General features: G+C 59.5%; 22 protein-coding genes. 11 read left to right on the top strand and 11 right to left on the bottom strand.

Translation table 11 applies throughout. From position 1 onward, the window contains the following. Positions 1-132 precede the first annotated feature (132 nt). The gene (locus LGM42_RS04875) at positions 133-393 is read left to right on the top strand and encodes a DUF6471 domain-containing protein (RefSeq protein WP_226231697.1); all 261 of its coding nucleotides are present in this window, start codon (positions 133-135) and stop codon (positions 391-393) included. 1050 nt (positions 394-1443) lie between these two features. Here LGM42_RS04875 and LGM42_RS04870 read toward each other — a convergent pair. From LGM42_RS04870 to LGM42_RS04860, 3 genes are read right to left on the bottom strand one after another with little or no spacing between them, the layout of a single operon-like run. After that, positions 1444-3105: a tannase/feruloyl esterase family alpha/beta hydrolase gene (locus LGM42_RS04870; protein ID WP_226231696.1), complete on the bottom strand. Its 1662-nt coding sequence runs from the start codon at positions 3103-3105 to the stop codon at positions 1444-1446. 24 nt (positions 3106-3129) lie between these two features. After that, positions 3130-4170, bottom strand: coding sequence for a hypothetical protein (locus LGM42_RS04865; RefSeq protein ID WP_226231695.1), 1041 nt, complete (start codon positions 4168-4170; stop codon positions 3130-3132). Then, complete coding sequence (locus LGM42_RS04860; RefSeq protein ID WP_226231694.1) at positions 4167-5516, bottom strand: MFS transporter; 1350 nt, start codon at positions 5514-5516, stop codon at positions 4167-4169. The genes LGM42_RS04865 and LGM42_RS04860 overlap by 4 nt, the downstream gene beginning before the upstream one ends. A 113-nt stretch (positions 5517-5629) precedes the next feature. On the opposite strand from LGM42_RS04860, the gene LGM42_RS04855 reads away from it, so the two are divergent. Next, positions 5630-6538, top strand: a complete 909-nt coding sequence (locus LGM42_RS04855) for a LysR family transcriptional regulator (protein ID WP_226231693.1) — start codon at positions 5630-5632, stop codon at positions 6536-6538. Between the two features lie 340 nt (positions 6539-6878). Here LGM42_RS04855 and LGM42_RS04850 read toward each other — a convergent pair whose 3' ends face one another. Beyond that, the gene (locus LGM42_RS04850) at positions 6879-7532 is read right to left on the bottom strand and encodes an HAD family hydrolase (RefSeq protein WP_081083357.1); all 654 of its coding nucleotides are present in this window, start codon (positions 7530-7532) and stop codon (positions 6879-6881) included. A gap of 533 nt (positions 7533-8065) precedes the next feature. Here LGM42_RS04850 and LGM42_RS04845 point away from each other — a divergent pair. Then, positions 8066-9040 carry an oxidoreductase gene (locus LGM42_RS04845; RefSeq protein WP_060317172.1) on the top strand — a complete coding sequence of 325 codons (975 nt, stop codon included), beginning with the start codon at positions 8066-8068 and terminating at the stop codon, positions 9038-9040. An 85-nt stretch (positions 9041-9125) separates the two neighbouring features. Here LGM42_RS04845 and LGM42_RS04840 read toward each other — a convergent pair whose 3' ends face one another. Then, positions 9126-10064 carry an AraC family transcriptional regulator gene (locus tag LGM42_RS04840; RefSeq protein ID WP_226231692.1) on the bottom strand — a complete coding sequence of 313 codons (939 nt, stop codon included), beginning with the start codon at positions 10062-10064 and terminating at the stop codon, positions 9126-9128. A gap of 118 nt (positions 10065-10182) precedes the next feature. Here LGM42_RS04840 and LGM42_RS33170 point away from each other — a divergent pair, with 118 nt between their 5' ends. Genes LGM42_RS33170 through LGM42_RS04825 form a run of 3 tightly spaced genes read left to right on the top strand, consistent with a single transcriptional unit; the run spans position 10183 to position 12788 of the window. Continuing rightward, positions 10183-11334, top strand: coding sequence for a zinc-binding dehydrogenase (locus LGM42_RS33170; protein WP_081083356.1), 1152 nt, complete (start codon positions 10183-10185; stop codon positions 11332-11334). A gap of 10 nt (positions 11335-11344) precedes the next feature. After that, entirely contained in the window at positions 11345-12421 is a 1077-nt protein-coding gene (locus LGM42_RS04830; protein WP_060317162.1) for a quinone oxidoreductase family protein, read from the top strand. A gap of 1 nt (position 12422) precedes the next feature. Further along, a complete protein-coding gene (locus LGM42_RS04825) occupies positions 12423-12788 on the top strand; it encodes a VOC family protein (protein WP_060317159.1) in 366 nt (121 codons plus the stop codon). Positions 12789-12917: 129 nt separating this feature from the next. On the opposite strand, the gene LGM42_RS04820 is transcribed toward LGM42_RS04825, so the two are convergent. Beyond that, the gene (locus LGM42_RS04820) at positions 12918-13451 is read right to left on the bottom strand and encodes a VOC family protein (RefSeq protein WP_060317156.1); all 534 of its coding nucleotides are present in this window, start codon (positions 13449-13451) and stop codon (positions 12918-12920) included. A gap of 130 nt (positions 13452-13581) precedes the next feature. Between LGM42_RS04820 and LGM42_RS04815 the strand changes: the two genes are divergently transcribed. Continuing rightward, positions 13582-14553 (top strand): LysR family transcriptional regulator, encoded by a 972-nt coding sequence (locus LGM42_RS04815; protein WP_226231691.1) that lies wholly within the window; start codon positions 13582-13584, stop codon positions 14551-14553. A 14-nt stretch (positions 14554-14567) separates the two neighbouring features. On the opposite strand, the gene LGM42_RS04810 is transcribed toward LGM42_RS04815, so the two are convergent. Together LGM42_RS04810 and LGM42_RS04805 are read right to left on the bottom strand one after the other, a co-directional pair. After that, on the bottom strand, positions 14568-15473 hold the full coding sequence (locus tag LGM42_RS04810; RefSeq protein ID WP_226231690.1) for a ketopantoate reductase family protein: 906 nt from the start codon (positions 15471-15473) through the stop codon (positions 14568-14570). A gap of 523 nt (positions 15474-15996) precedes the next feature. Next, entirely contained in the window at positions 15997-16329 is a 333-nt protein-coding gene (locus LGM42_RS04805) for an EthD domain-containing protein (RefSeq protein WP_060309919.1), read from the bottom strand. Positions 16330-16788: 459 nt separating this feature from the next. Here LGM42_RS04805 and LGM42_RS04800 point away from each other — a divergent pair, with 459 nt between their 5' ends. Beyond that, on the top strand, positions 16789-17721 hold the full coding sequence (locus LGM42_RS04800) for a LysR family transcriptional regulator (protein WP_196493535.1): 933 nt from the start codon (positions 16789-16791) through the stop codon (positions 17719-17721). A gap of 101 nt (positions 17722-17822) precedes the next feature. Here the strand turns inward: LGM42_RS04800 and LGM42_RS04795 are convergent, their stop codons facing one another. Beyond that, the gene (locus LGM42_RS04795; protein WP_059641060.1) at positions 17823-18158 is read right to left on the bottom strand and encodes a winged helix-turn-helix transcriptional regulator; all 336 of its coding nucleotides are present in this window, start codon (positions 18156-18158) and stop codon (positions 17823-17825) included. 107 nt (positions 18159-18265) lie between these two features. Here LGM42_RS04795 and LGM42_RS04790 point away from each other — a divergent pair, with 107 nt between their 5' ends. From LGM42_RS04790 to LGM42_RS04780, 3 genes are all read left to right on the top strand, one after another. Then, complete coding sequence (locus tag LGM42_RS04790) at positions 18266-18790, top strand: nuclear transport factor 2 family protein (RefSeq protein WP_059641059.1); 525 nt, start codon at positions 18266-18268, stop codon at positions 18788-18790. A 98-nt stretch (positions 18791-18888) separates the two neighbouring features. Beyond that, positions 18889-19485: a TetR/AcrR family transcriptional regulator gene (locus LGM42_RS04785; protein WP_226231689.1), complete on the top strand. Its 597-nt coding sequence runs from the start codon at positions 18889-18891 to the stop codon at positions 19483-19485. Positions 19486-19545: 60 nt separating this feature from the next. Continuing rightward, entirely contained in the window at positions 19546-20514 is a 969-nt protein-coding gene (locus tag LGM42_RS04780) for a quinone oxidoreductase family protein (RefSeq protein WP_060309918.1), read from the top strand. Positions 20515-20802: 288 nt separating this feature from the next. Here the strand turns inward: LGM42_RS04780 and LGM42_RS04775 are convergent, their stop codons facing one another. Together LGM42_RS04775 and LGM42_RS04770 are read right to left on the bottom strand one after the other, a co-directional pair. Next, entirely contained in the window at positions 20803-21234 is a 432-nt protein-coding gene (locus LGM42_RS04775) for an acyl-CoA thioesterase (RefSeq protein ID WP_060309917.1), read from the bottom strand. Between the two features lie 111 nt (positions 21235-21345). Next, a complete protein-coding gene (locus tag LGM42_RS04770) occupies positions 21346-22803 on the bottom strand; it encodes a CoA transferase (protein WP_081083098.1) in 1458 nt (485 codons plus the stop codon).

The raw sequence follows: 22803 nt of genomic DNA, 5'->3' as shown, positions 1-22803 counted from the left end.
AAATGGTGGATATGGACGTGTAGGAACCCCGGCTACCCATGAATGCCAAATCGGTCGTATACGACCGATTTCAGTCTGAGAGAATGTTGCAGAGTTGGCCGTGGAGCGTCGGCACAAACTGGAGAAAAACGGATGGGAGCGATGTCGCCGGAGGATCGCCTGCAGAACGAGCCCCCGTACGCCCAATGGGAGGACCGGGCGAGGGATTTGGCCGTTTCGGCAATGGTGCAGCGGGACTTGAGCTACAAAGACCTGGCCAGGCTGCTGGAGCCGTATGGAATAGAGGAGTCCGCTGACCAGATAAACCGCAAGATCAACCGGAAGCGGTTTTCGGCGGCGTTCCTGTTGGCCTGCATGGTCGCGATGAAGATTGAGTTTGTCCCCATTTTCTAGCGAAAGCAAGGGTGCGGCGACAGCTTGCCTCATTGGAACCAGAGCGCCTTCCGTTCCTGCGTGTCGCATCGTGTCCCCCGCCATCGTACCCTTTCATAAAAAGGGGCCTGGCGGAATCCGGCGGTCCGCGGCGGAGGCTACTGTGCGACGTCGGTTGGCGTTGCGCCTTTAAACAAACTAGTAGATTTATGGGGCTCGTTCAAGGATGCAGCAGACATAATTTCGACGACGTCTTTTGCGTAAGTCCTTATCGAGTAATGGAGTTTTGAGCCGTGTACATTCGGAGGCCGAACTTTCCATCGAAATTGCGTTGACGCGACGCTTTTGGACGCTATACCCCTCTGTCACGCGTCGGCCGCGCACGAGCCGCCCGACGGTAGGGCCGCCCCTTCCAGTGAAGGGCTTCGGTGGTGACCGCCAGCGCGGACGGGCATGACCGGTGGCGCGCAGGGGAAATCCGGACGACCACGGGGGTAGGGTTGAGACAGTCCGGCGCGGTGGCGAAGACAGAGCCGCGACCCGAACGTCTGTCGGAACCATCCGGTTACGGAATGGCGGAAGGGCGGCGAGCGACAGCTGGCAGGGGCTTCGGCCATTCCGGTTCTGCTCACGTGAGGGTATCCTCACAAACAATTCTCAAGGGAACATATCCTCACTCGCGGATACGCTCGGCTTTCAGAAGGATATGTTTATGGAAGCATGACCTCTCCTTCGCATGTATCAGGTTTGGCGGCCGCTGCGCGGCTGCTGGCCAGAGGAGCGGTGTATCGCAGGCTCTGCGTCGCTCAGTTGGCTTCGCGCTGCCGCGTAGATGGCAGTAATCTCATCGGCGTGCTGCGTCGGCACGGTCAGAATGTTCGGAGGGGCGAGACTGAAGCCCGTGTCCGCGAAGGCCCAAATTGGACAATTGGTGGCGAACACACAGGAAGCCTGCCGGCTCCCGCATATATAGCGCCGGCAGCGCGTCGAACCGGCAACTGGCGCCTGGTTTACAAGAACTCATCATCGCCGAGCGTGACCTTCGCCTGCGAGAAAATCCGCCGGCGCACGCTACGAGTTAGTGCATCGGAAGCTTGCCGCGGCCTTTACATCGCCGCCGATATACCGTGGCCACAGTGGATAGCGGCACAACGGGCGCGTCCTCCCGAGCGTAGCGGCGTTGAGGTCGCTCATCGTCAGTGTTTCAGGCGCCTTGCCGCTTTCTACCCATTCGTCGAGCGCGGATAGCGAATCAATGGCGGGATGAAACGGTCCCGTGCCATGTCCGACCCCCGGCATCAGATAAAACCGCACGAAGCCGTCGACCGTTCCTTGTCCGAAACGCTGCACCAGACCGGTGTAATAGTCGGTGCTCGAGTCGGTGCTCACGATTTCGTCGGCAAGGCCGTGCGTCATGATGAGCTTGCCGCCTTTCGCGACATAGGCGCTCAGGTCGGTGCTCGTTGCATCGGTGAGTGCCGAGAGCGCTTGGACGCGCGACTCATACGTACCGGGATTGACCGGATCGAACATCAACGAATCGAATGTGGGTACGCGCGTGACGAAGTACTTGACCCATTGATCGCCTGTCACCCACTGGTTCGCATCTTTCTTTCCTGCAGGATTGGCGGGTACTTTCGATTCGCCGAGATCGCGCGTCGTGTACGGCCCCGCGAACACCGAACCCGCGAGGATGTTGTAGCCAGCGTATTGCGTCACGCCGTCCGCAAGTGGATACGGCAATTGTAACGGCGCGGCGATGGTCTGAACGGTCGCGATTTGCGCATCCGACAGACAGGTGTCGCCCGAATCCACGCCGTTCGGACAGCGCACGGACGCCAGCACCGTCGCCGATTGCGCCTTGCACGCCGCCACGTTGGACACGATGCCGTCGGCGACGCCGTCGAGCGCATCGCACGCGCTCATAACGGCATTTTGCAGCAGCACCGTCTTGGCGACATCGAGCCAGCCTGCGCCGTTGTTCAAGTAGAGTGCGCGGCCCAGCACGACGTTGCTCAAACGCAGCCCGGTATAGTTGAGCGCCGGTCGATTCACGACGATACCATCATAGTCCGCGGGCCAGCGTTGCGCTTCGCTCAACCCGTCCCGACCACCTGTCGAACTGCCGAAGAAGTAGGTTTTGCCGGGCGCGCTCGCGTAGCGCTTTCTGATGAGCGCCATCGCGACGTCGTGTGTCTTCTTCAGACTCAGGCCGCCGTAGTTCGCAAGCGATTCGTCATTCGCGGCGAACTTGCCGTCAGTGATGCTGGAACTCTGATGCCCGGAATCGTCACCGAACGTCGCGTAGCCGTTGGCAAGCGGCGTCGGCGTGCCCGTTGGCGCCATGTCGAGTGCGTCGACGCCGGTAATCAGCGTACCGTCGAAGCCGCCGCCGCCATAATGCAGCGCCTTGCGGTTCCAGTTGGTCGGCAGATTGACCTGAAACCGGATCGACGGCGCCACGGGATCGACGGGAGCGATGGCACCATTCACCTGGCAATATTCCCCGGCGGCTTCCACCAGCGTCGCGCTCGTGACCGTCGCACCGCCGGTCGGCTCTGCAATGGAAGAGGCCGGAATCGCCAGGCCGTTCAATGCCGCGCATTGCGTCGCGGCCGAGGGTGGTGGCGGTGGCGGCGAGCTTGCCGAAGCGCCGCCGCTCGATTCATTGCCGCCGCACGCGCTGATGCAAAGGCTAAGGGCGAGCGCCCACCACAACGGTCTGTTGTCCATCGTCGTCTCCAGATGAATGGATTGCTATTCGAGAGCCCCGCCTTCCTGCTCGACGCGAGATCCGGCGAGCCGAACGGAGGGGCCGAACAACGCGCACACGCCGGCCTGCGATACGAACATCGCGTCGCCGCTGTGCCCCGCGCGTTGAACTTCATGCAGCTCATGCCGCAATTCCGGATGCCGGGCGCGCAGATAGGCGAAGTACGCGCGGCCGCGAGCGAGGCGGTGCGGGCCTTGCATCATCGCCTCGCATGAGCGGTCGAGAGCCGGGTGCGCCGGATCGTCGTCGTGCGTACCGAGCAGATAGGTGACGTCGTGATCGACGTAACGACGTTCGAGCGATTGCGCGTCGAGTCCGTCCGCATAGCGGGGAAGTCGTGACGTGCCGTATTTCCATTCATTGAATCCGGCACATGCGGTTTGATCGATGCCTTCGCCATGCGGACGCCAAGCGTCGAAGTACACATAGGACGAAGGATTCGCAATGACGTACCGTACCGTCACACCGCGTGCGAGACAACATGCCGGCGCGTTGCTGAGTATCGCGTGCCGATGCGCGACCTGCGCCCCACCGGAATGCCCTGCGATCACGATCTCGCGCAGCCTCGGGTAGCGGCCGCCCTGCATGCCTCGAACGTAATGTTCGATGAGCGCATCCAGCACATCGAATGAGCTGAGCGGCGCTGGACCGATTGCGTCGAGTCCGCCCATCCACGAGGTCCACTCCCAATGCAGACAGTCGTCCGCCAACGGGTGATACTCGACGTCGGCCGTCGCGAGAAATTGCGGCACGGCGAGCATCACGCTGTTCGAAACGGCCGTGGACGAGTCGAGCGCGCGCTGCGTCGATCGAAGGTATGCGTCGGCGTCGCGCAATCGGCCGTGCAGCATGACGACGACCTGCGTCGCGGTGGCCGGCGCGGCGCTGCCGCCGGTGAACAGCGGCACTTTCGCTTCGCCGCGCGACGTCGAAACGGTCAACCGTTCACTGGCGACGACTTTGACGGGTACTTCGTTACGTGGGCGCACTTCATGGTTCCGGGGAAGGCACATCGCGACGCTCACGCCGTGTCACCCGGCCACAGGTCCGGCTCGCGGCGCAAGCGTCGCCCGGATGCCGTGAACCCGACCAGCAGCAACGAGACGATGCCGGCGAACATCAGATACCACGCCGGCACGATGCGCGAGCCGGTGACGTCGATCAAGGTCGAAACGGTGAGCGGCGCGAGTCCGCCAAACAGCGTGACGGCCACGTTGTACGACAGCGCCACGCCGGTCGAACGCATGGCCGTCGGAAACAACTGCGTCAGCATGCCGGGGTGCGCGCCCGACATGACGCTGAGCACGACCGTCGCGATGATCTGCGCGCTGAAGACGCGTTCGGGCGAAGGCCCTGCGAGCACCCATGCGAAAAGCGGATAGGCAGCACATACCCAGACGATCGTCACCGGAAAGAACAGCCGATATGCGCCGAGGCGGTCGGCGAGCATCCCTGCCAACGGATAGCCGACGATGCCGATCAATCCGGAGATCGCCGTGCCGAACAGTGCATTCTTGAGCGGCAGATGCAACTGGTGTTCGACATAGAGCGGCATATAGGAATGCCACAGATAATTGGTTGCCGCTCCAACGATGATGACGCCCATCGCGCAGAGCGCCGCATCGCCACGCTCGCGAATGAATGTCCGCAGCGACTGGCGTGGCGCATGTCCAAGCCGTTCTCGCAACTGCACGAATTCCGGCGACTCGCCGACCTTGTGCCGAATGTAGAAGCCCACTGGCCCGACCAGCGCGCCGAGCAGAAACGGCACGCGCCAACCCCACGTCACGAGCGACTGGTGCGACAGATGCGTGGTGAGCAAGAACGCACATAGCGACGACAGTAGCAGTGCGACGGCCTGTGACGTCATCTGAAAACTGCCGAAGAACATCTTGCGTCCTGGCGGTGCGTATTCCGTCAGCATCGCGGCCGCTGTTGCGAACTCGCCGCCCACGGAGAGACCTTGCAGAATACGGGCGAGGATCACGACGAGCGGCGCGGCCATGCCGATAGCCGCGTAGCTGGGTGTCAGGCCCATCATGAGCGTGCTGGCGGCCATCAGCAGAATCAGCAGCGACAACGTTTTGCGCCGCCCGTAGCGATCCGCGCATGCGCCTATCACGATGCCGCCCAGCGGCCTGACCACGAAGCCGACGGCAAACGTCGCAAGCGTCAGCGTGATGGACACCAATCCGTTGCTGATAGGAAAAAACACCTGCGCGATGATCTTCGCGAAGTAGCCGTAGATGAGAAAGTCGAACCACTCGAGGCCATTGCCGATGACCGATGCGAGCACCGCGCGGCGAGTTTGCGAACGGCTGAGCGCCGTTGCGGCGGAGGCGGGCACGTCCGCTTGCAAGGTGGATTGCATGTGTCTCCTTTGATCCTCTTCCAGCTTTTGAAGCAAGCGTACGTGTCGATGTCCTGAATGTAAAATACCTATGAGACACGGTTGCCATATCCAACGCATATATCAGACAAACGATGGAACTCAGACAGCTGCGCTATTTCCTCGCCGTCGCCGAAGAAGGGCAGTTCACGCGGGCCGCCGCGCGCCTTCATATCCAGCAGCCGCCGTTGTCGCAGCAGATTCAGGAGCTCGAACACGAACTAGGCTTCGAGCTTTTCGTGCGGCGGCCGCGCGGCGTCGTGTTGACGGCGCCCGGCGAGATCTTCGCCGCACGCGCACGTACGGTACTGCTCGAATTGAACAACGCGGTCGTCCATGCGCGCCGAGTGGCGCAAGGCCGGATCGGCACCGTGCGCGTCGCGCTCACCAGTTCGGCGGCATTTCACCCGCTTACGCCTACCGCTATTCGCAATTTTCGGGACATGTACCCCGAGATTTCGATAGAGATGAGCGAGGTGAATGCGGCGGGGATCATCGAAATGATGTTGAACGGTCGCGCGGATGCAGCCATTCTCCGCAAACCGGTCGAAACGCCCGCCGACTTACGCTTCGAACTGCTCGCCGAAGAACGCATGTTGCTGGTGCTGCCGGTGGGGCACAGGCTGATCGGCAGTCGTTCCGTGTCGCTCAAACAGCTGGCGAACGAGTCGTTCATCTTCGTGCGTCGGCCCGGTGCGCCCGGCATGTACGCGGACTTCATTCGGGCGTGTCAGGCCAAGGGCTTCGAGCCGCACGTCGTGGAAGAGGTGCCGCGCATGGTGACGGCAATCAATCTCGTGGCGGCGGGCGGCGGCGTATCGCTCGTGCCCGCGTCGATGCAACGTTACCATCAGGAAAGCGTGCACTACTGCCGCGTGGCCGGCGATCATGCGTTTCGCGCGCCGTTGCATCTCGTCACCCGGCACGATTTGCAAAATCCCGCGGCGTCGCACTTCCGTGACGCGTTGTTGATGTTTGTCCACCATCACCCACATCGCGAATAATTGTGAGAAGGGCAAGCACCTGACGGATTCGCAGTCTTCAGAGTCGCTTTGTGCGACGTCGAAAAATTCCCGGTCATTCCGGCCCGTTCTCGGACGCTCCGTCGCACTGCGTGATCGTGGAGAGCGATCCGTTATTACTGTCGGTCTGCAGTCCCACGAGGCAAAACGGGTGGCCTGCAGTCAAGCTGGAGGATGGTAGAAAGCACGGTCTGTGGAGCCGATGGCGGGTTTGTAGGCCAGCCCGTTCGAAAGACCGGTTGACGGCCGTCGACAGTCTTCGAGACGACCGGTCATCGCCGGGCTCACTATCAGCGACACGCTGATAGCCAGACGCGTCCCTTCATTCAATGAGATCGGCAACTTCTTCGATGCTATTCGTCACGGACATGCAACCGATTCGCGCCCATGACTCGCTCGTCAAGCTGCCCGTAATTGCACCGATGAAACGAGTGCCAGCAGCACGTGCTGCTTCGGCGTCGATGAGGTGATCGCCGACGTAGATCGCCTTGTTCGCAGCGGTATTCATATCCGCGAGAGCCTTGAGGATACCTTCCGGATCTGGCTTGTGACACAGAACGTCTTCGCCGCCGATAATCGTACGGACGCAATGCGCCAGGTCGGCCTTCAACAATATACGTTCGATGCGATGGCGAAATTTGGTCGATACGATTCCGACGGAAACCTTTCGATCGTATAGTTCTCTCAGCAGGCGCTCCGCGGGCGGATAGAAGTTGGTCATGTCTACCATCACTCGGTCGGCATGCCAAACATACCGAGTCGCGTAAGTGTCCGCGAGCGTCGGGTCGTCAATGTCTGTAAGAAAACGAAACGTGTCATGCAAGGTCAGTCCGATAGACTCGCGGACTTTGGCGGAGCTTGGAGCAACAAGTTTCATGTCGGCCATGGCCGATTGCGCACAGAACTGGATCGCCTCTGTCGAATCGACAAGAGTGAGGTCAAAATCGAACAAGACTGCGGTATCGGAATGCGTCATCTTGCGTTTATCAATTGAGTTCAGCTGCCTGTTCTTCTCGCCATTCGAACGAAGCCAGCCGGATCCTGTCGAGCGCCGCCGGCTTTTGACCGTTTCGCGGATCTTCTCGCTGGTTTTCTCTTTCTCGGCCGCCGAGATCTGTCGAATTGTCGACGCGCAAGGTTCCCTGTCGCACCGTAAATCGGACCACCTTTTATAGTTGCATCGTATGCCAGACCGGGTCTGGTATGTTTGTGACCAGGCCGTCTCCGGGTGTACCAGACGGCACTGGACGCGTCATGCAGGCTCCACCTCGCGTGCCCGGCGTGGAAAACGTCGCGGAATACTGGCCCGATTGGGGTAACGAGGTCCCGGCTCGAGCGACGGTCAGGTGACCCTCGTGAGTGTGTTGCCACCCCAGTTGTGCCTTTATCTGTACGCTCGCATAGGAATTGCGTCCGATAAAGCATGGACGGGCTTGCCCGCGGCTGTGAGGATTGACGTGCCGACAAAGATAACGGCGAGCATCGTCATCGTTCACGACAGGAGCAAGCATGCCGTCACAACAAGTCCCCCTTCATAGTGGCTTTGGTCGCACGAGCACGGCGTCGGATGTTATCAACGGGATCGACCTGCATGGCCAAGTGGCTATCGTGACTGGCGGCTACTCCGGTATCGGTCTTGAAACGACCCGCGTGTTGTCCCGCGCCGGCGCGACGATAACCGTTCCTGCTCGAAATGCCGGGAAAGCCCGCGAAGCAATCGCCGGGATTCCAAGGGTCGAGGTCGCTGAGCTCGACCTTGGCGACCCGGCCTCAATCGACAACTTCGCGATGGACTTTGTTGCCAGCGGTAGTCCACTGCATCTGCTCGTCAACAATGCCGGAATTATGGCCGTACCGCTCGGGCGCGATCGGCGCGGTCACGAACTCCACTTTGCGACCAACCATCTCGGGCCGTTCCAGTTGACGGTTCGACTATGGCCTGCGCTATTGCGCGCGGGTGCGGCACGTGTCGTGATTTTGTCGTCCGGTGCTCATCGGCGCGCGGCGTTCGATTTCGACGACCCCGATTTCGAACGTCGAGAATACGACAAATGGAAGGCCTACGCGGAGTCAAAGACGGCGAGCTCGCTGTTCGCGGTCGCGCTCGACAGCCGAGGGGAAACCAGAGGCATTCGCGCATTTGCCGTGCATCCGGGGCGGATTGAGACAGGGCTGCAACGTGCGATTTCGATGCCGGAACTGCAGGCGCTGGGGCTGCGCGATGGCAATGGACAAATCCCTGCCTCGCACCGCTCGTTGTACAAGACGGTGGAGCAGGGGGCAGCAACCACGCTGTGGTGCGCGACGAGCCCGGCGCTCGATGGCATGGGCGGCGTTTATTGTGAGGATGCGGATATAGCGCCGGCGGTTCCTGTCACGCACGAACCACTCGACGGGGTTCTTCCCTGGGCGATCGACCCAGCCGCGGCCGAGCGGCTATGGCAGCTCAGCGAAAGACTGACAGGCGTTAGTCTGCCCGCGTAATCGAGATGGCGCGGCCCTATCGGCGTGTGCCGAGCGATTCTCTTGCCTGCCCGGGGACAGCTTGTGTGAGCGCGGCGCGTCATACTCATGCGGACGCCGTGTTCTCTCTCTTTGCACTCCGATAGCGCCCAGGGCTCAACCCCGTGCTGCGCTTGAACGCTATGCTAAACGCGGTATCGGACAAATAGCCAACACGCTCCGCGATTCGAGCGAGCGATTCGTCCGAACCGGACAACGCCGTCATCGCCAGCGACATCCTCCAGGACTGAAGATACTCCAGCGGCGCGCAGCCGACGCGCGCACGGAACCGTTGCGCAAACGCAGTACGGGACATGCCCACTGCCGCTGCCAGTTCCTCGATGGTCCAGCGTTGCGCCGGCGACGCGTGCATCAGTGAAAGCGCAGTTCCTATCCGTCTGTCCGAAAGCGCGCCGAGCCAGCCCGCCGGTGCATCGTTGCCCGCAAGGTACGCGCGCAACGCCTGAACGAGGACGAGCGTGGCAAGGCTTCCCTTGACCACATCGGAACCTGGCATTTGCCCATCGGTTTCCGCTCGCAGCAGCGCAAGCACGTGAGACAACGCGTGAGCGGCGACGTCCGCGGCGCGAAGATGGATGAGTGGTGGCAGATTCGCCAGCAGCAAAGCCGAGAGGTCGCTGTCGAACTCGAAGCGCCCACTCGCAAGGCTCACCGGTTGCACAGTGCCGGGGCCGTCGAAACGTACCACCCCGTCCGCCGAGCGGATGGAGCGGTAGGTTTGTGGCCCGTCGAGCGGCAAACACGCAGGGTCGCTTGCAGAAAAGAACGGTCGCCCCGAGGTGAGCAGATAAAAGTCGCCTTCGTCCATTTCGTGCCGTTCCCCTTCGCCTTCCATCCATAGCCATAGGCGTCCACGCAGCACTGAGCCGAACTTCACGTGGCGGTAACTCGGAAAGCGGAAGGCCCAAGCACCGCGCCCCTCGAAGCGCGACGACAGTGCGCTCGATACTCGCAACATCGACAGAACGTCCGACAGTGCATCCATAAATGTACGATCTATTAGAAAAGGCGGCAGATTGATTATACAAACATCGTCCGTGATCGCCGATGATTCTCCGTACGCATCGTAGCGTCATCCTTTTCCGACAGACCGGAGGTCGATCGTGAATCCAACCATTACGGAGAATCAGGGCGGCCGGCGTATTCCCGGGCGATTTCGGCAATGGGTCGTCCGGCGGGCGCCGGTAGATGGCAGCCTGACGCCGGAGAATTTCGAGCAGCGAACTGTGGAGACGCCGACCCTTGCACCGGGCGAGGCGCTTGTACGTATCAAGCTGCTGAACATCCATTCGGCTACCCGGCTTCGCATGATCCGGGGCACGATTCGCGAGGGCGACACCGACCCGCACAACTATGCATGCGCGGAAGTCATCGACTCCAGGGATCCGGCGTTTGCCGTCGGGGACATCGTCGCATGCCAGGCCGGGTGGCAGGAGTACCAGGTTATTCGCAGCAGCGATCCGCCAGTTGGTTTCCCGGAGCCCAGCGAACTCGTGAAGGCGCTCAATGGAACATCCTCGCCGTGGACTTATGTGTTCCGTCCGGCGCTTGCGAGGCAATGGTCGCCATCGGTCTTGATGGAGATCTTCGGCACCTCCGGCATGACTGCGTGGTTTGGTCTACGCGAGTATGGCCCGCTCACGCCGCGCGACACGGTCGCCGTGGCCGCTACAACAGGCGCTGTCGGGTCGATCGTCGCTCAATTGGCGAAAGCTGCCGGGGCGCGGGTGATCGGTTTCGCCGGCGGGCCGGAGCGATGCCGTTGGGTCATGGACACGCTTCGCATCGACGGCTGCATCGATTACAGCGCGCCGAAGATCGAGGATGAACTCGCCGCTGCCTTTCCGGAAGGCATCGACGTCTTTTCCGATGGCGTGGGCGGCGAGTTGACAGGCCGCGTAGTTGCACGAATGAACCGGCATGGCCGATTGTTTTCCTATGGCTCGGCCGCGGCCTCGTATGCACCACAACCGGCAGGCACGCACACGGCGCGTCCAACAATGCGTGAGACCTTCGGTATTTCACCGGAGATCGAACGGATATTGGATGAGCGCCGTATCAAATCTGGAGCGTGGACAGTCGACACCTTTTATCACGAGCGTTTGCAGGCCGAAAACGATCTCGCCCGGCTTCTTTGGATGCAGCGGCTTCGGCCGAATGCGCGCGTGATACGCGGTTTCGAGGAACTGCCACGTGCAGTGGCCGACATGTACCGGGGTCCGCGAGCGGGCAAATTGCAGATATCACTTGAATAAGGAAAGCGAAATGAGAGCATGGCAGCTGGAAAAGCTGGGAGGCGCACTCAAGTTGGTCGACCGGCCGGTTCCCGAAGCGCGCCCGGGCAGTGTGGTGGTACGTATGCAGTCGTCTGCCCTGATGTCCTACATGCGCGATTATGTGGATGGCAAGTTGCCGGTCTATCACGTACCCTCGCGACCGTTTGTACCGGGCGGAAATGGCGTGGGCATTGTGGAGTCCGTGGGGCGTGACGTATGGCAACTGAAGCGTGGGCAGCGCGTGGTGATTTCCTCGCACTTCGTTGCACAGGAAAATGTTGCTAACCCGGGTCAGATGCTCATCGGCGTCACAGCCGGCGGCGAGGCGGGCTTCAGGATGCAGGACGACTGGTCCGACGGCACGCTGGCCGAATACGCTTTGCTGCCTGCGTCGACGGTCACGCCAGCGGATGACGTGGGCGACCTGGACGCCCGCACGCTTGTGACCACGATGCGTTACGTGGTTCCGTACGGCGGTCTGCTGCGCGGTCGGCTGGCGGCGGGCGAGACGGTTATCGTCTCGGGCGCGACAGGCGCCTATGGATCCGCTGCTGTCCGCTTGGCTGTCGCGATGGGTGCTGCGCGTGTTGTGGCCGTGGGGCGCAACACGGCGGCGCTCGCGTCATTGGCATCCAGCGTAGCCGCGCGCGTCGTGCCGGTTACTGCGACCGGCGACATCGCTGCAGATGCAGAAGCGGTGCGCGAGGCCGCCGGCGGTCCGACACAACTGGCTTTCGACATGGTCGGGAATGCTGGCGATCCCAACATGACACTGGCCGCTTTGCGGTCGCTGGCGTTCGGTGGTCGGCTCGTGCTGATGGGCAGCATGGCGGTACCGTTGCCGATTCCTTACACCGAAGTCATGCTGAACGGCTGGGAGATTCTCGGCCAGTTCATGTATCCGCGTTCGGCATACGCGCGGTTGCTGACATTGATCAAAAGTGGCCTCCTGGCGTCCGACGCGATTCAGACGCTCGAATTCCCGTTCTCCGACGTTCCCGACGCGATCGATGCCGCCGCGCGCGCTTCGAGCGCCGAGTGCGTCGTCATCAATCACGAGGTTTGAGATGCAGATTCTGAAATCGATGTTCCGTCACTACGTTACGCTTGCGCAGCTTGATGCCTCAATTGAGTTTTACGAGGGCTTACAGAAGGTGGAGTGCGAGCGTCGTCTTTCGTTTCCCGAAGTGGGTATCGAGGTCGCAGTGGTCGGAGCGTTCGTTTTGCTCGCGGGCGACGACGTAGCGCTCGCGCCGATCCGACACATTCAAGCGGCGTTCGTTGTCGACTCGGTAGATGCATTTCGCGAGTGGTTGAAAACGCAGGGCGCCGATGTGCCGGACGAAGTGCATGATAGTCCGGTCGGGCGCAACGTTACTGTGCGGCACACAGATGGTTTCGTTGCCGAATACTTCGAGCCCGCACCAGTCTGATAGGAGATGGACCCTGCCCCTCGTCACGTGGTAGGGCTTCGTGGCTCCGGAGGCAAGTCTTTCAATTTATCGATACCGAAGACTCTGGGCACGCCGTGCCTGACGGCGTCGTAGACTGTAAGTCGTTTGTCACATTGGCGGACGCCAGCGGTTATTCGATTCTCGCTCACCCCGAACCCATCTTCGGAGATCTTCGTGGGCGTTCTCCGCCATGAGCTTGGCAATATTTTGCGCATCCGGGTGATCGACCGTAAACTCGAGCGTCAGGCCATTCGGATCCTTTACGTACAGCGATTCACAGAAGCCGTGGTTCATTCGGAAACTATCCAGTCCAGCTTCGGAGAGCCGCGTCTCGATTTGTCGTTGCGTTTCCGGTTCAACGAGTAGGGAAAGGTGAACGAAGAGCGACTGCTCGCGCGCTTTCCACTGGGCCTGCTTTAGCGGGTCAGCGAAATGAAAGAACGCGAGCGCGCTGCCGTCTTCGAGCCCATAGAACGCGTGGCCGAGGTCGACATGCTCGCCGTCGATGACCTCGTGTTCGATCCACATCGCAACAAGCGGCAACCCGAGAATATCTTCATAGAACCTGCGATTTCTTTCGTGATCGTCGGTAGTGAAGGCGTGGTGATGAAGGCGCAGCGGAAGACGGTCAAGACGGCTCATAACACTCCTCGTAAACGGTCAGCATGTAACCGGAGAGCATGAATTGCGCTCTGGATGGAAACCAGCTTAAATGTCGGCGACGTCTGCGGCAACCTCCCTTGCCGCATGCCCCAGTGCGGAAATCAGGACAATGAAGACCACCGGAATTCTCGAACTCAATGCTGCCGTGGCGCTAGCAACACATCGGAACTTTCGGATGGCTGCACAAGAGCTTGGCCTGTCGCGCTCGACACTCAGTCATCTCATTGCATCTCTCGAAAAGCGCATTGGCGTGCGGCTGTTCAATCGAACAACTCGTAGTGTCGCGCTCACCGAAGCAGGCGAAGCGTTCCTCGAACGGGTGGGCCCGGCACTGAGCGAAATTGATTTGGCAATCGAGGCGGCAACAGGGTTTCGTGCTTCACCGAAAGGCACGCTTCGCATCAGCACCTGCGAGTCCGGCGCGCGTTCAGTGCTTGACGCTATCGTCGTACCGTTTGTCCAGATGTATCCGGATATGACCGTGGATTTAGTCGCCGATGGCCGGTTGATCGATATCGTCGCTGAAGGTTTCGACGCGGGTATCCAGGCGCCGGAAAATGTGCCGCTGGATATGATCGCGTTGCCTTGCGGGCAACCGAGGCGCCAAATTGTAGTCGCGTCACCGCGCTACCTACGAGGTCGAAGCACGCCTGCTCATCCGCGCGATTTGCACGAGCACAGATGTATTCGTAGGCGCGTGTCCGGGGCGCAAGTGCAGCGGTGGTTGTTCGAGCGGCTAGGGCAGCGCCTGGCGCTCGAAGTGGAAGGTCCGCTCATTCTCGATAACCGTAACGTGATCATCGAGGCCGCACTTTCCGGCGCCGGACTCGCGTATGTTAGCGAGGAACTGGCCGTTCCTTATCTTGCAACGGGGCGCCTCGTCGCGCTGCTTCCAGATTGGGTACCGGCGCTGGCGCCGTTGTCGTTTTTCTACTCAGGCAGACGGCATCTTCCCGCTGGACTCTCGGCTTTCATTGAGCTTGTTCGGGCGTTGGGAAACGGTAGCGAATCGGACCACTGCAATGCCGCAGCACTGCCGACGGATGAGCGACACGGCGCGATCACAGGCGCTGACGTATGAACCCTACTGCAAGATCAGTCTCCGACGGCGGCTTTCGCTTCTAACATTTTTACCAGCGTATAGAGCATTCGATTTGCAGGGGTCGGAATGCCATACTCGGTTCCTCGACGCAGGATGGTGCCATTGAGGTACTCGATCTCACTCGTCTTGCCGCGGCCAAGATCTTGGGCCGTTGAAGACAATTGTCCGGAGGGGATTGTGTGTTCGATGTGTTGAACGAAGTCCTCGACGTCATCTCCAACAATCACGTTTTCTGCTGCCGCCACTGCGAAGCATTCCGCGACCACATCGCGCATAGTGTCTCGAAGCGCGTCGCGTTCAGGCATGAGATCGAGCGACTGCATCGTGATTGCGGAGATTGCGTTGTATGCACAGTTGAGCGTGAGTTTCTGCCAAAGCGCCCGTTGCACGTCCAAGGAAAGCTCGACGGGAATATCAGCTTGGCGCAGCGTTGCGGCAAGTGATCGGGCGCCGGGACAATCTTCCAGGACGAGGTCGCCTCGACCGTGGTGCAGTACATGGCCGTCGTTGGCCATTTCCGCAGCGACATAGACCGCTGCCGCGATCACCGGTTGCGAGAGTTGCTGCCTTAAGCGCGAAGCGTTCTCTATTCCGTTCTGGAGGCTAACCACGCGAGCATCGCACGACAGTACCTGGCTCAGTGCTTTGGCGGCTTCTGCGGTACCGGTGGATTTGGTGCAGACGAACACTACGTCTGCCAACGCGGCGGCCGCTATATCAGTGGACGCCTGAGCGTGGACGATCTCGTCGAAAGTCGCTGCTTGAAAACGCAGGCCACGTCGCGAGATGGCCGCAGCGTGGCGAGAACGGCCAATCAATACGACGTCGTGACCCGCCCGTGCAAGCATCCCGCCAAAATAGCATCCAACAGCGCCTGCCCCATAAACTGCAAATCGCATGTCACATCTCTCCATAGACTGGGCTCGCGATTGGGTAGTTGGCCATTGCCGATACGCAAGCCGGTCCGCACACATTAGCAGTGTCTATTACCGTGACCTATGTCTATGCTTGGACGGCCTGATGCAGATTTCCGAACAATCTCGCACCATCGACACGGCAGCGCTTGCCCCGAGGCAAGCTGCTGAGGGCGCGGAGGGGCACAGACCGGTATGAAGTATCGGCCTGTGTCCGCAGGCGCAGAGGGCAGTGAGCATTCAGTGGCGCTCCGTGATGCCAGTGGGCGCCAAGATGCACGTTGATGGTATGGATCCGCTGTTGCCGCCGAGGGCGATGATCGAACAGGGCGTGGCGCAACAGCGAGCCGCAACAATAAATTGGGATAACGAGTGCCAGGACCATCAGATGGCTGACGCACCGGATTGCCACCGAAAATGAGGCGCTAGTGTGACCGCCGGCGCTGGGCCGACCGAACATTGGAGGTGCGAAACGCTTGTCACCGATCCCGGTTTTTGAGAGCGCCGTTTATACGAATTTCACGGTTTTTTCCACGACGACGGAATGGATGCCGGTTGGCGTACTTCCCATATATCTCCGCCGCATTTCTTGCGCCTGCTTATAGCTACCCGATTGCAAGGCGTCATGCATTTCCTCACGAGATTGGAAACTGATTCTCACTATGGCGTCTATTTGCTGATTTTCCAGGCCGAGAGTCCGATCGGAAACATAGTAATGGATATACTCTTGGATTTGAGGCAGTTCTGCGTAAATGGGTCCGTAGACGAGTTCCATAAATTCGCGAAAATCTTCTGTGGAAACATCCGGATTTTTTCGTACTGTTGTTATCAGTGTAAACATGGGATTTCTCCTTCGCTTCGCCGCAAAGTAGCAAACTTTGTTCGGCGCGCAACAGCACCTCGGTGGTTGCTCGGCGGGGTCAAACGTCCGGTGCGAGCAACAACCACACTATCCTGACCGCGAAGCCCGCATTATTCCCTTCCACATCGGCTTCGCCGAACTGGGCGGTGTCGGCGGCTGTCGCGCTTTCTACACTAGCCGTGTCTTGCACATCGAGTTACGTGGCCAAAAGGTTAGGCATGGCTTCAAATGCGGTCTCACCTGCTGGCGTATGAATCGCCGCGACGACGTTTCGTCCATGGCGTGCAAACTCGATCGCAGTGGCTTTTCCGAAACTGAGGAATACCCCGTAACGAGGGCCGTGTTCGTCATCAGCCATCCTCGACAGTGCGATCAAGCTCCAATGTAAGCCAGTTTCGTTGATGCTAGTATTGGCCTAATCTTGCATGGGGTGTTCAATTGAACCGTACAATCAGCGGCTTCAGTCTTGATGACCTGGCCGCCGTGAGCGCAGTAGCAGATCATCGAAGCTTCCGCGGCGCAGCTCGTGCACTCCATCTTCCGCCATCGTCCCTCAGCCATATTGTAAGCGGCGTCGAGCGTCGGCTCGGCATCCGTATATTCCATCGCACAACACGGAGCGTTTCGCCCACTGAGGCGGGTTTGGCGTTTATCGAACGTATGCGTCCCGCGCTCATGGATATGGCAGCTGCAATTGAAAGTGTGAACCGCTTTCGCGATTCGCCTGCCGGACAGATTCGTATCAACACATCTGATTGGGCTGCCCAGAGGGTCTTCCCCATCGTTTTGAGCTTCTTATCGGCCTATCCCGAGGTCAATGTCGACTTCGTTTCTGAAGGACGGTTGATCGACATCGTGGCTGAAGGGTTCGATGCGGGTCTCCGAATCGCGGAAGCTGTTCCACAAGACATGATCGCGCTGCCGCTCGGTATCGATGAAGCAATCATCATCGTCGCTTCACCGGGTTACCTCGCAAGTCGCGGAACGCCAAACAGTCCTGCGGAATTACTGGCCCATGAGTGTATCCGGCTGCGTTTGCCTAGCGGTGGGTTGATGAGATGGGAGGTGAGAATGGCGGGCGAGCAAAGTTGGGTCGATGTCCGCGGCAGATTGATTGTCGGCTCGTCGGAACTTGCCTTGAAAGCGGCAGTAGCGGATGTCGGAATCGCCTATGTCGGGGCCAGACAGGCGCGGCATTACATTGATAGCGGCACTTTAGTGCAGATCATGCCCGAATGGACGCCACCCTTTGAAGGCGTGTGCCTCTATTATCCCCGTCAGCGCTTGCCGTCTGCTGCATTTCGGGCGTTTATTGACCACTTCAAGGCTCATCAGGTGAAGACGGCGCTGGGGCCTCGGGCTAACGGCTAGCCAGGAATGCCGAACATGGGACTAGGTACCATCGACACCACGGCATGACTGCTTCGCACGTAGTGTATTTTCCTCATCGGACTGGCGGCGCAGGGGCAGGCTTACGTCTTTCGTTGGACGGCCCACGTCTGCAGTGCCTGCAAGACCGGCAGTAAGTCCCCGCCTCGGGGGGTGAGGCCGTACTCGACTCTCGGTGGCACTTCCGCATGTATTGTTCTGAAGACAACTCCTTCTTTCTCCAGTTCGCGAAGTTGCTGGGTGAGCATCTTTTGTGACACCCCGGGCAAGGCGCGCCGAAGTTCCGAGAAACGCATTATCCCGTTACTGAACAGGTGGAACAGGACCAATATTTTCCAACGACCTTCGAGGACGCTGAGAGCTTCCTCCAGGTCCGATGGTGAACAAGGTTGTTGTGACCGGGCGTCGTTGTCGACCATGGTTACCAAAAAGTACGTAGGGAGGGAAAAAGTGCGTTCTTGTGCCTTTATCACCGTTTGTATACCTTGGCTTTTTCGCACGATGGTCATCCACACGGAGATGAAGCATGTCAGATACTGTACGACTGCCGAACGCGTCGGTCGTTCGCGACGACGAGGTGAAGTGGCTGATGGATCGAATAGAGATTCAGGACGTGATTGCGCGGTATTCGTTGGGACAGGACAGTCACCAAGGGGAGGACTCGAGCATACTGCAGCAGTGGGACGAAACGTTCATCGACGACGGTATGGTGGACTATAGCGTCGCAGGTGGGCCTGTAGGCACATATCGAGAGCTTGCTCGATGGATGCGTGGCGACGGAACGACGCCCGGGAGCATGGGTGCCTTCTCGAACTGGCAACATATGCTCAGTCTGCCCAACGTCGTTATCGATGGCGATCGCGCGACCGCGCGCACCGACTTCTACGCGACACATCGCAGTAAATCCGGCCAAGCCGTCGCAACCCACTTCAATGCAGCAGGCGCGTTCGTGGACGATTTGGTCAGAACGGGCAGAGGATGGCGGATCAAGTTTCGACGCCTCGAACTCTATTTTGCGGATCCCCTGCAGGTCGTGTCCGCTGCGGCGTGAACGAGCGTATCGTCTGCGGAGCTCTTGCCAATACTTCGATGTTCAGGCGGCTCGGCCAGCTTTGGTGAGGTCGGTCGTTGTTGACAGATTGGTCAATAATGACTTACCTTGCCTGTATGGCCAGACCGACACAATTCGACCGCGATCTCGTACTTCAACGTGCCATCGAGATTTTTGCGCAGCATGGATACGAAGGTACATCGACAGAGGCTTTGCTGAAGGCAATGGGCGTGGGTCGCCAGAGCCTTTATAACGCCTTCGGGGACAAGTGGCAGCTGTATCTGGAAGCACTCCGCCGATATACGAGCGAGAGCGTGAGTGCTCAGCTTCGTGTGCTGAACAGCAGTTCCTCGCCCGTCGACGGAATTACGGCGTTGCTTATGCGAATGGTGGACGAGGCTGCTTCCGATCCAGCGCCTTCGTGTCTCGGTATCAGCGCCGTTTGCGAATTCGGACGGGCGAATGCCGAAGTGGCCTTGATGTCTGACGTTGCCTCGCAAACACTGGCGACTGCGATTTCCGCACGTGTGACCGAAGCAAAGCGCATGGGAATGGTCTCGACTTCCACTCGAACGAACGAATTGGCCAGCTTCATATTGGCTACTCTGTCCGGCATCAAGGTCTCGGCGCGGGCTGGAGCGCCCCGCGCGACACTCGAAGCGATCGCGCGGACAGCGCTTCGCTGTATCGCCTAGTTTTTTTGGCCAATTTTTGACTAAATAGTCAACAACGCGATTTTTTCCAAGAGGTATGCAATGAACGCAATCCAGCTATATCGACATGGTGCGCCTGAGCAGCTCGAATGGCGTACCGTACCCATGCGCGCGCCCGGCGCGGGAGAGGTACTGGTGCGGACGACGGCCATCGGTGTGAACTTCATGGACATAGGCGTGCGAACCGGGCAGCTTTGGCGAAATGAGCCGTTACCTCTTGTTCCCGGCGTGGAAGGTGTGGGCGAAGTGATTGCACTTGGCGAGGGCGTGAGTTCGCTGGCGTGTGGCGAACGGGTCGCGTGGGTCTATGCGCAGGGAAGTTACGCTGAACAGGTTATTGTCCCGGCTGATTCGCTTGTCCCAGTGCCCGCGACGATTCCTGACGATATCGCGGCTGGCTTGATGATGCAGGGAGTCACTGCCCATCACTTCGCGACCAGCTTCTATGCGGTGAAGCCAGGCGATGTTGCGCTCGTCCATGCAGCAGCCGGCGGCGTAGGCCTTCTTCTGACGCAGATGATCAAACTGCGCGGGGGGCATGTAATCGCTCGCGTCTCATCCGCGGATAAGGAGGGCGTGGTGCGATCTGCGGGTGCCGATGAAGTTATCGTGTCGTCAGATGGTCGCTTTGTCGAACAGGTGAAGCAGCTGACGATGGGCGAAGGCGTCCAGGTTGTCTACGACGGCTCTGGGGCAGCCACGTTTCACGATTCCATGGAATCGCTTCGTCGTCATGGCGTGCTTGCCTATTACGGGCCTGTCCTGGGGAGTCCGCCGCCGATTAACATCGCGACACTTCCACGCAGCATCCTGATTGGATTCCCCAAGTTCAACGACCACATCGCGACACGAGATATGTTGACGGCATGCGTTAGCGAGCTGTTTGACTGGGTGAGCAGCGGAAAGCTCAAAGTTGCGATCGGGAAACGCTATCCACTGAAGGAAGCGGCCCGGGCGCACACCGATCTCGAATCACGTCGCAGTACCGGAAAACTGCTGCTGATCCCATGAAACTGCATTGATATGGCCGACCCTCATGTCGGTGAATGTATCTCCCACTTTTTTGCCGTGACAGTCCTGCGTCTTGTTGGAAGAATTTCGCCACACGCTGCTCGTCGGGGTTGAAGGCGCAGGGTCGAATGTCCGGGAGCGTTGTGCTATCCAACGTCGTGATGGGGGACCCGATGTACCGCGAAGGATAGCTGTGTTAACGAATCGTTATTACAGAAGAGGCGGCCGAAAAGCATGGATTCTCCGGAAGCGGCAAAGCGGACTCACAAAGCTCCGGAGCGATCGAACTTATGCGACCTCTTGCTCAGGGAAGCCGTGCGCAATTGAATCGATAGGCGGCAATGCTAGCGGACGGCGATTGTCATCGGTCGCGACGTAGGTCAGCACCGCCTCGGTTACCTTTACTACTTCCGTAGCATAGCGCATGCGCTGTGCGTAGACCTCTACTGATACGGTTACCGAAGTATTCCCTGTTTTTACGATGTTGGCGTAGAAGGTGAGCAGATCGCCAACGAACACTGGCTGTTTGAATACAAATGAATTGACGGCGACGGTTACCACACGCCCGTTGGCGCGGCGGCATGCTGGCACCGAGCCCGCGATGTCCACCTGCGACATGATCCAGCCGCCGAAGACATCCCCGTAAAAGTTCGCGTCTGCTGGAAGCGGCACTACTCGCAGAACGCATGAGTCAGGGGAAAGATGGAGCGGTTCTTTCATCGTGCACCTTTCAGTAATTTGACAAGGAAGTGCAGAGCGGTGACGCGGCTCACCAGGTTGTCCGGAATTGGCAAGTTCCATCAGGATGGGAGCCGCCGCCAGTTGCACCGCTCAATATTGACGATCTGACCACGTTGCCGGACTCGCACCGTATGGTTCGAGCATCTCGGCTGCGGGGAGCCTTAGCGCGCTGAATTGCAAAGGAGGCTGAAGGCTGGAAACTGCCCCGTATGGCGTTTGAATGGTAACGAGCTTGGCAGGATAGTTGTCCTTGGAAGGGAGGCCCGCTTGAGCCGATACATCCAGCAGCCCCATTTCCTGCACCCACATGGCACTTCTCGCCAGCGATAGCTTGACGTGGTAAGAGCCGCCTTCGATGGACCGCCTCAGCAGTGCCGCCATCATGCCCGCCGCTGCCAGATACCCGGTAATGAGGTCAGCGAGATAGAAAACGGGAGAAAAACGTGGCTTTCCAGGTAGACCTTCGCGCACTGCGAATCCGGTGGCCACTTGGCCATTCTGGTCAAACCCCGGTCTTTCGGCCCACGGACCGGAGTGCCCATACGCATTGACCGTCAAACAGACAATGCCGCGGGAATTGTGCTCGACCAGTTGCTCGGGCAGCAGGCCGAAGCGAGCATTCACGCTGCGCCGATAGCTTGTCGTGAAGACGTCGGCATGTGCGCACAGCTGAAGCATCTCGGCGAGGTCTGCAGAGTTGCGCAAATCCAGATATGCGCATCGTTTACCGACGTCCACGCCCAAATGTTGGGCGTGGGTATCGGGATACGACGGCGAACTGATATGCAGCACATCTGCTCCATATTCAGCAAGCGTACGAGCGCTGCGGGGGCCAGCCAGTACGTGGGTGAAGTCCAGGACGCGGACGCCCTGTAGTGGTGAGTTCGCGCCTGTGAAAGGAGCAAACGGCACCGCGGGCCCATCTGCAATTTTTTCGATTTCTATGACAGGCGTCGCCTGGAGTTCGCGGCCTTGTGGATGGGCAAGCCATTCCTCTCGCGAAAACGCCCGGCAAGCGGGGAGTCCGGCTTCCGCCAGGGCGACTTCGAGTGCCTCCGAATCCCATTTGGCGACTTCACGTGCGATCGACTTCTTGTTGTTGCCGCAGTCGAAAAAATTGAGGTATCCATCGAGCAGCTTCGGATACGGCGGCCCCGCTTCCAGCATCACGTATCGGCCGTCTCGACATAAAAACACGTCGTTGACGGCGACATGCTCGGCACCGACGTTGATGGGACGTCCTTGTTGCGCTACGTAATGCGTTGGATGCAGGAAGTGCAGAGCATCGACGATATCGATAGACAGATCGGTGCTGACGCCGGTGCGCATGTTCCAGATTGCAGCACCGGCCATGCCGATGAGCAACTGCGCAATGCCGGACGCTTCCCCTAAACGATGCGGAGACTGGATGATCGGGTCGCTGCCGTACAGCGTGGCATCACCGTTGAAGTATTCGTTCAGCTCCAGCGACTCGGCCATCCTTGCAAGGATCGGCAGCTCGCCTTGCGAAAGCCGACGCGGGCTTGACTCGGGATGTGAATGTGTCAT

Origin of the sequence: Burkholderia sp. AU39826, from assembly GCF_020419965.1 — a bacterium.
GTDB lineage: Bacteria > Pseudomonadota > Gammaproteobacteria > Burkholderiales > Burkholderiaceae > Burkholderia > Burkholderia semiarida.
The sequence above is the reverse complement of the archived record's forward strand: the minus strand, read 5'-3'. Positions and strand labels throughout refer to the sequence as shown.

Excerpts from the sequence above, each read along its gene's own strand:
- LGM42_RS04875 (WP_226231697.1), top strand. The coding sequence starts at position 133 with ATGGGAGCGATGTCGCCGGAGGATCGCCTGCAGAACGAGCCCCCGTAC.
- LGM42_RS04870 (WP_226231696.1), bottom strand. The coding sequence starts at position 3,105 with ATGGACAACAGACCGTTGTGGTGGGCGCTCGCCCTTAGCCTTTGCATC.
- LGM42_RS04860 (WP_226231694.1), bottom strand. The coding sequence starts at position 5,516 with ATGCAATCCACCTTGCAAGCGGACGTGCCCGCCTCCGCCGCAACGGCG.
- LGM42_RS04855 (WP_226231693.1), top strand. The coding sequence starts at position 5,630 with ATGGAACTCAGACAGCTGCGCTATTTCCTCGCCGTCGCCGAAGAAGGG.
- LGM42_RS04850 (WP_081083357.1), bottom strand. The coding sequence starts at position 7,532 with ATGACGCATTCCGATACCGCAGTCTTGTTCGATTTTGACCTCACTCTT.
- LGM42_RS04845 (WP_060317172.1), top strand. The coding sequence starts at position 8,066 with ATGCCGTCACAACAAGTCCCCCTTCATAGTGGCTTTGGTCGCACGAGC.
- LGM42_RS04840 (WP_226231692.1), bottom strand. The coding sequence starts at position 10,064 with ATGGATGCACTGTCGGACGTTCTGTCGATGTTGCGAGTATCGAGCGCA.
- LGM42_RS04830 (WP_060317162.1), top strand. The coding sequence starts at position 11,345 with ATGAGAGCATGGCAGCTGGAAAAGCTGGGAGGCGCACTCAAGTTGGTC.
- LGM42_RS04825 (WP_060317159.1), top strand. The coding sequence starts at position 12,423 with ATGCAGATTCTGAAATCGATGTTCCGTCACTACGTTACGCTTGCGCAG.
- LGM42_RS04820 (WP_060317156.1), bottom strand. The coding sequence starts at position 13,451 with ATGAGCCGTCTTGACCGTCTTCCGCTGCGCCTTCATCACCACGCCTTC.
- LGM42_RS04815 (WP_226231691.1), top strand. The coding sequence starts at position 13,582 with ATGAAGACCACCGGAATTCTCGAACTCAATGCTGCCGTGGCGCTAGCA.
- LGM42_RS04810 (WP_226231690.1), bottom strand. The coding sequence starts at position 15,473 with ATGCGATTTGCAGTTTATGGGGCAGGCGCTGTTGGATGCTATTTTGGC.
- LGM42_RS04805 (WP_060309919.1), bottom strand. The coding sequence starts at position 16,329 with ATGTTTACACTGATAACAACAGTACGAAAAAATCCGGATGTTTCCACA.
- LGM42_RS04795 (WP_059641060.1), bottom strand. The coding sequence starts at position 18,158 with ATGGTCGACAACGACGCCCGGTCACAACAACCTTGTTCACCATCGGAC.
- LGM42_RS04790 (WP_059641059.1), top strand. The coding sequence starts at position 18,266 with ATGTCAGATACTGTACGACTGCCGAACGCGTCGGTCGTTCGCGACGAC.
- LGM42_RS04785 (WP_226231689.1), top strand. The coding sequence starts at position 18,889 with ATGACTTACCTTGCCTGTATGGCCAGACCGACACAATTCGACCGCGAT.
- LGM42_RS04780 (WP_060309918.1), top strand. The coding sequence starts at position 19,546 with ATGAACGCAATCCAGCTATATCGACATGGTGCGCCTGAGCAGCTCGAA.
- LGM42_RS04775 (WP_060309917.1), bottom strand. The coding sequence starts at position 21,234 with ATGAAAGAACCGCTCCATCTTTCCCCTGACTCATGCGTTCTGCGAGTA.
- LGM42_RS04770 (WP_081083098.1), bottom strand. The coding sequence starts at position 22,803 with ATGACACATTCACATCCCGAGTCAAGCCCGCGTCGGCTTTCGCAAGGC.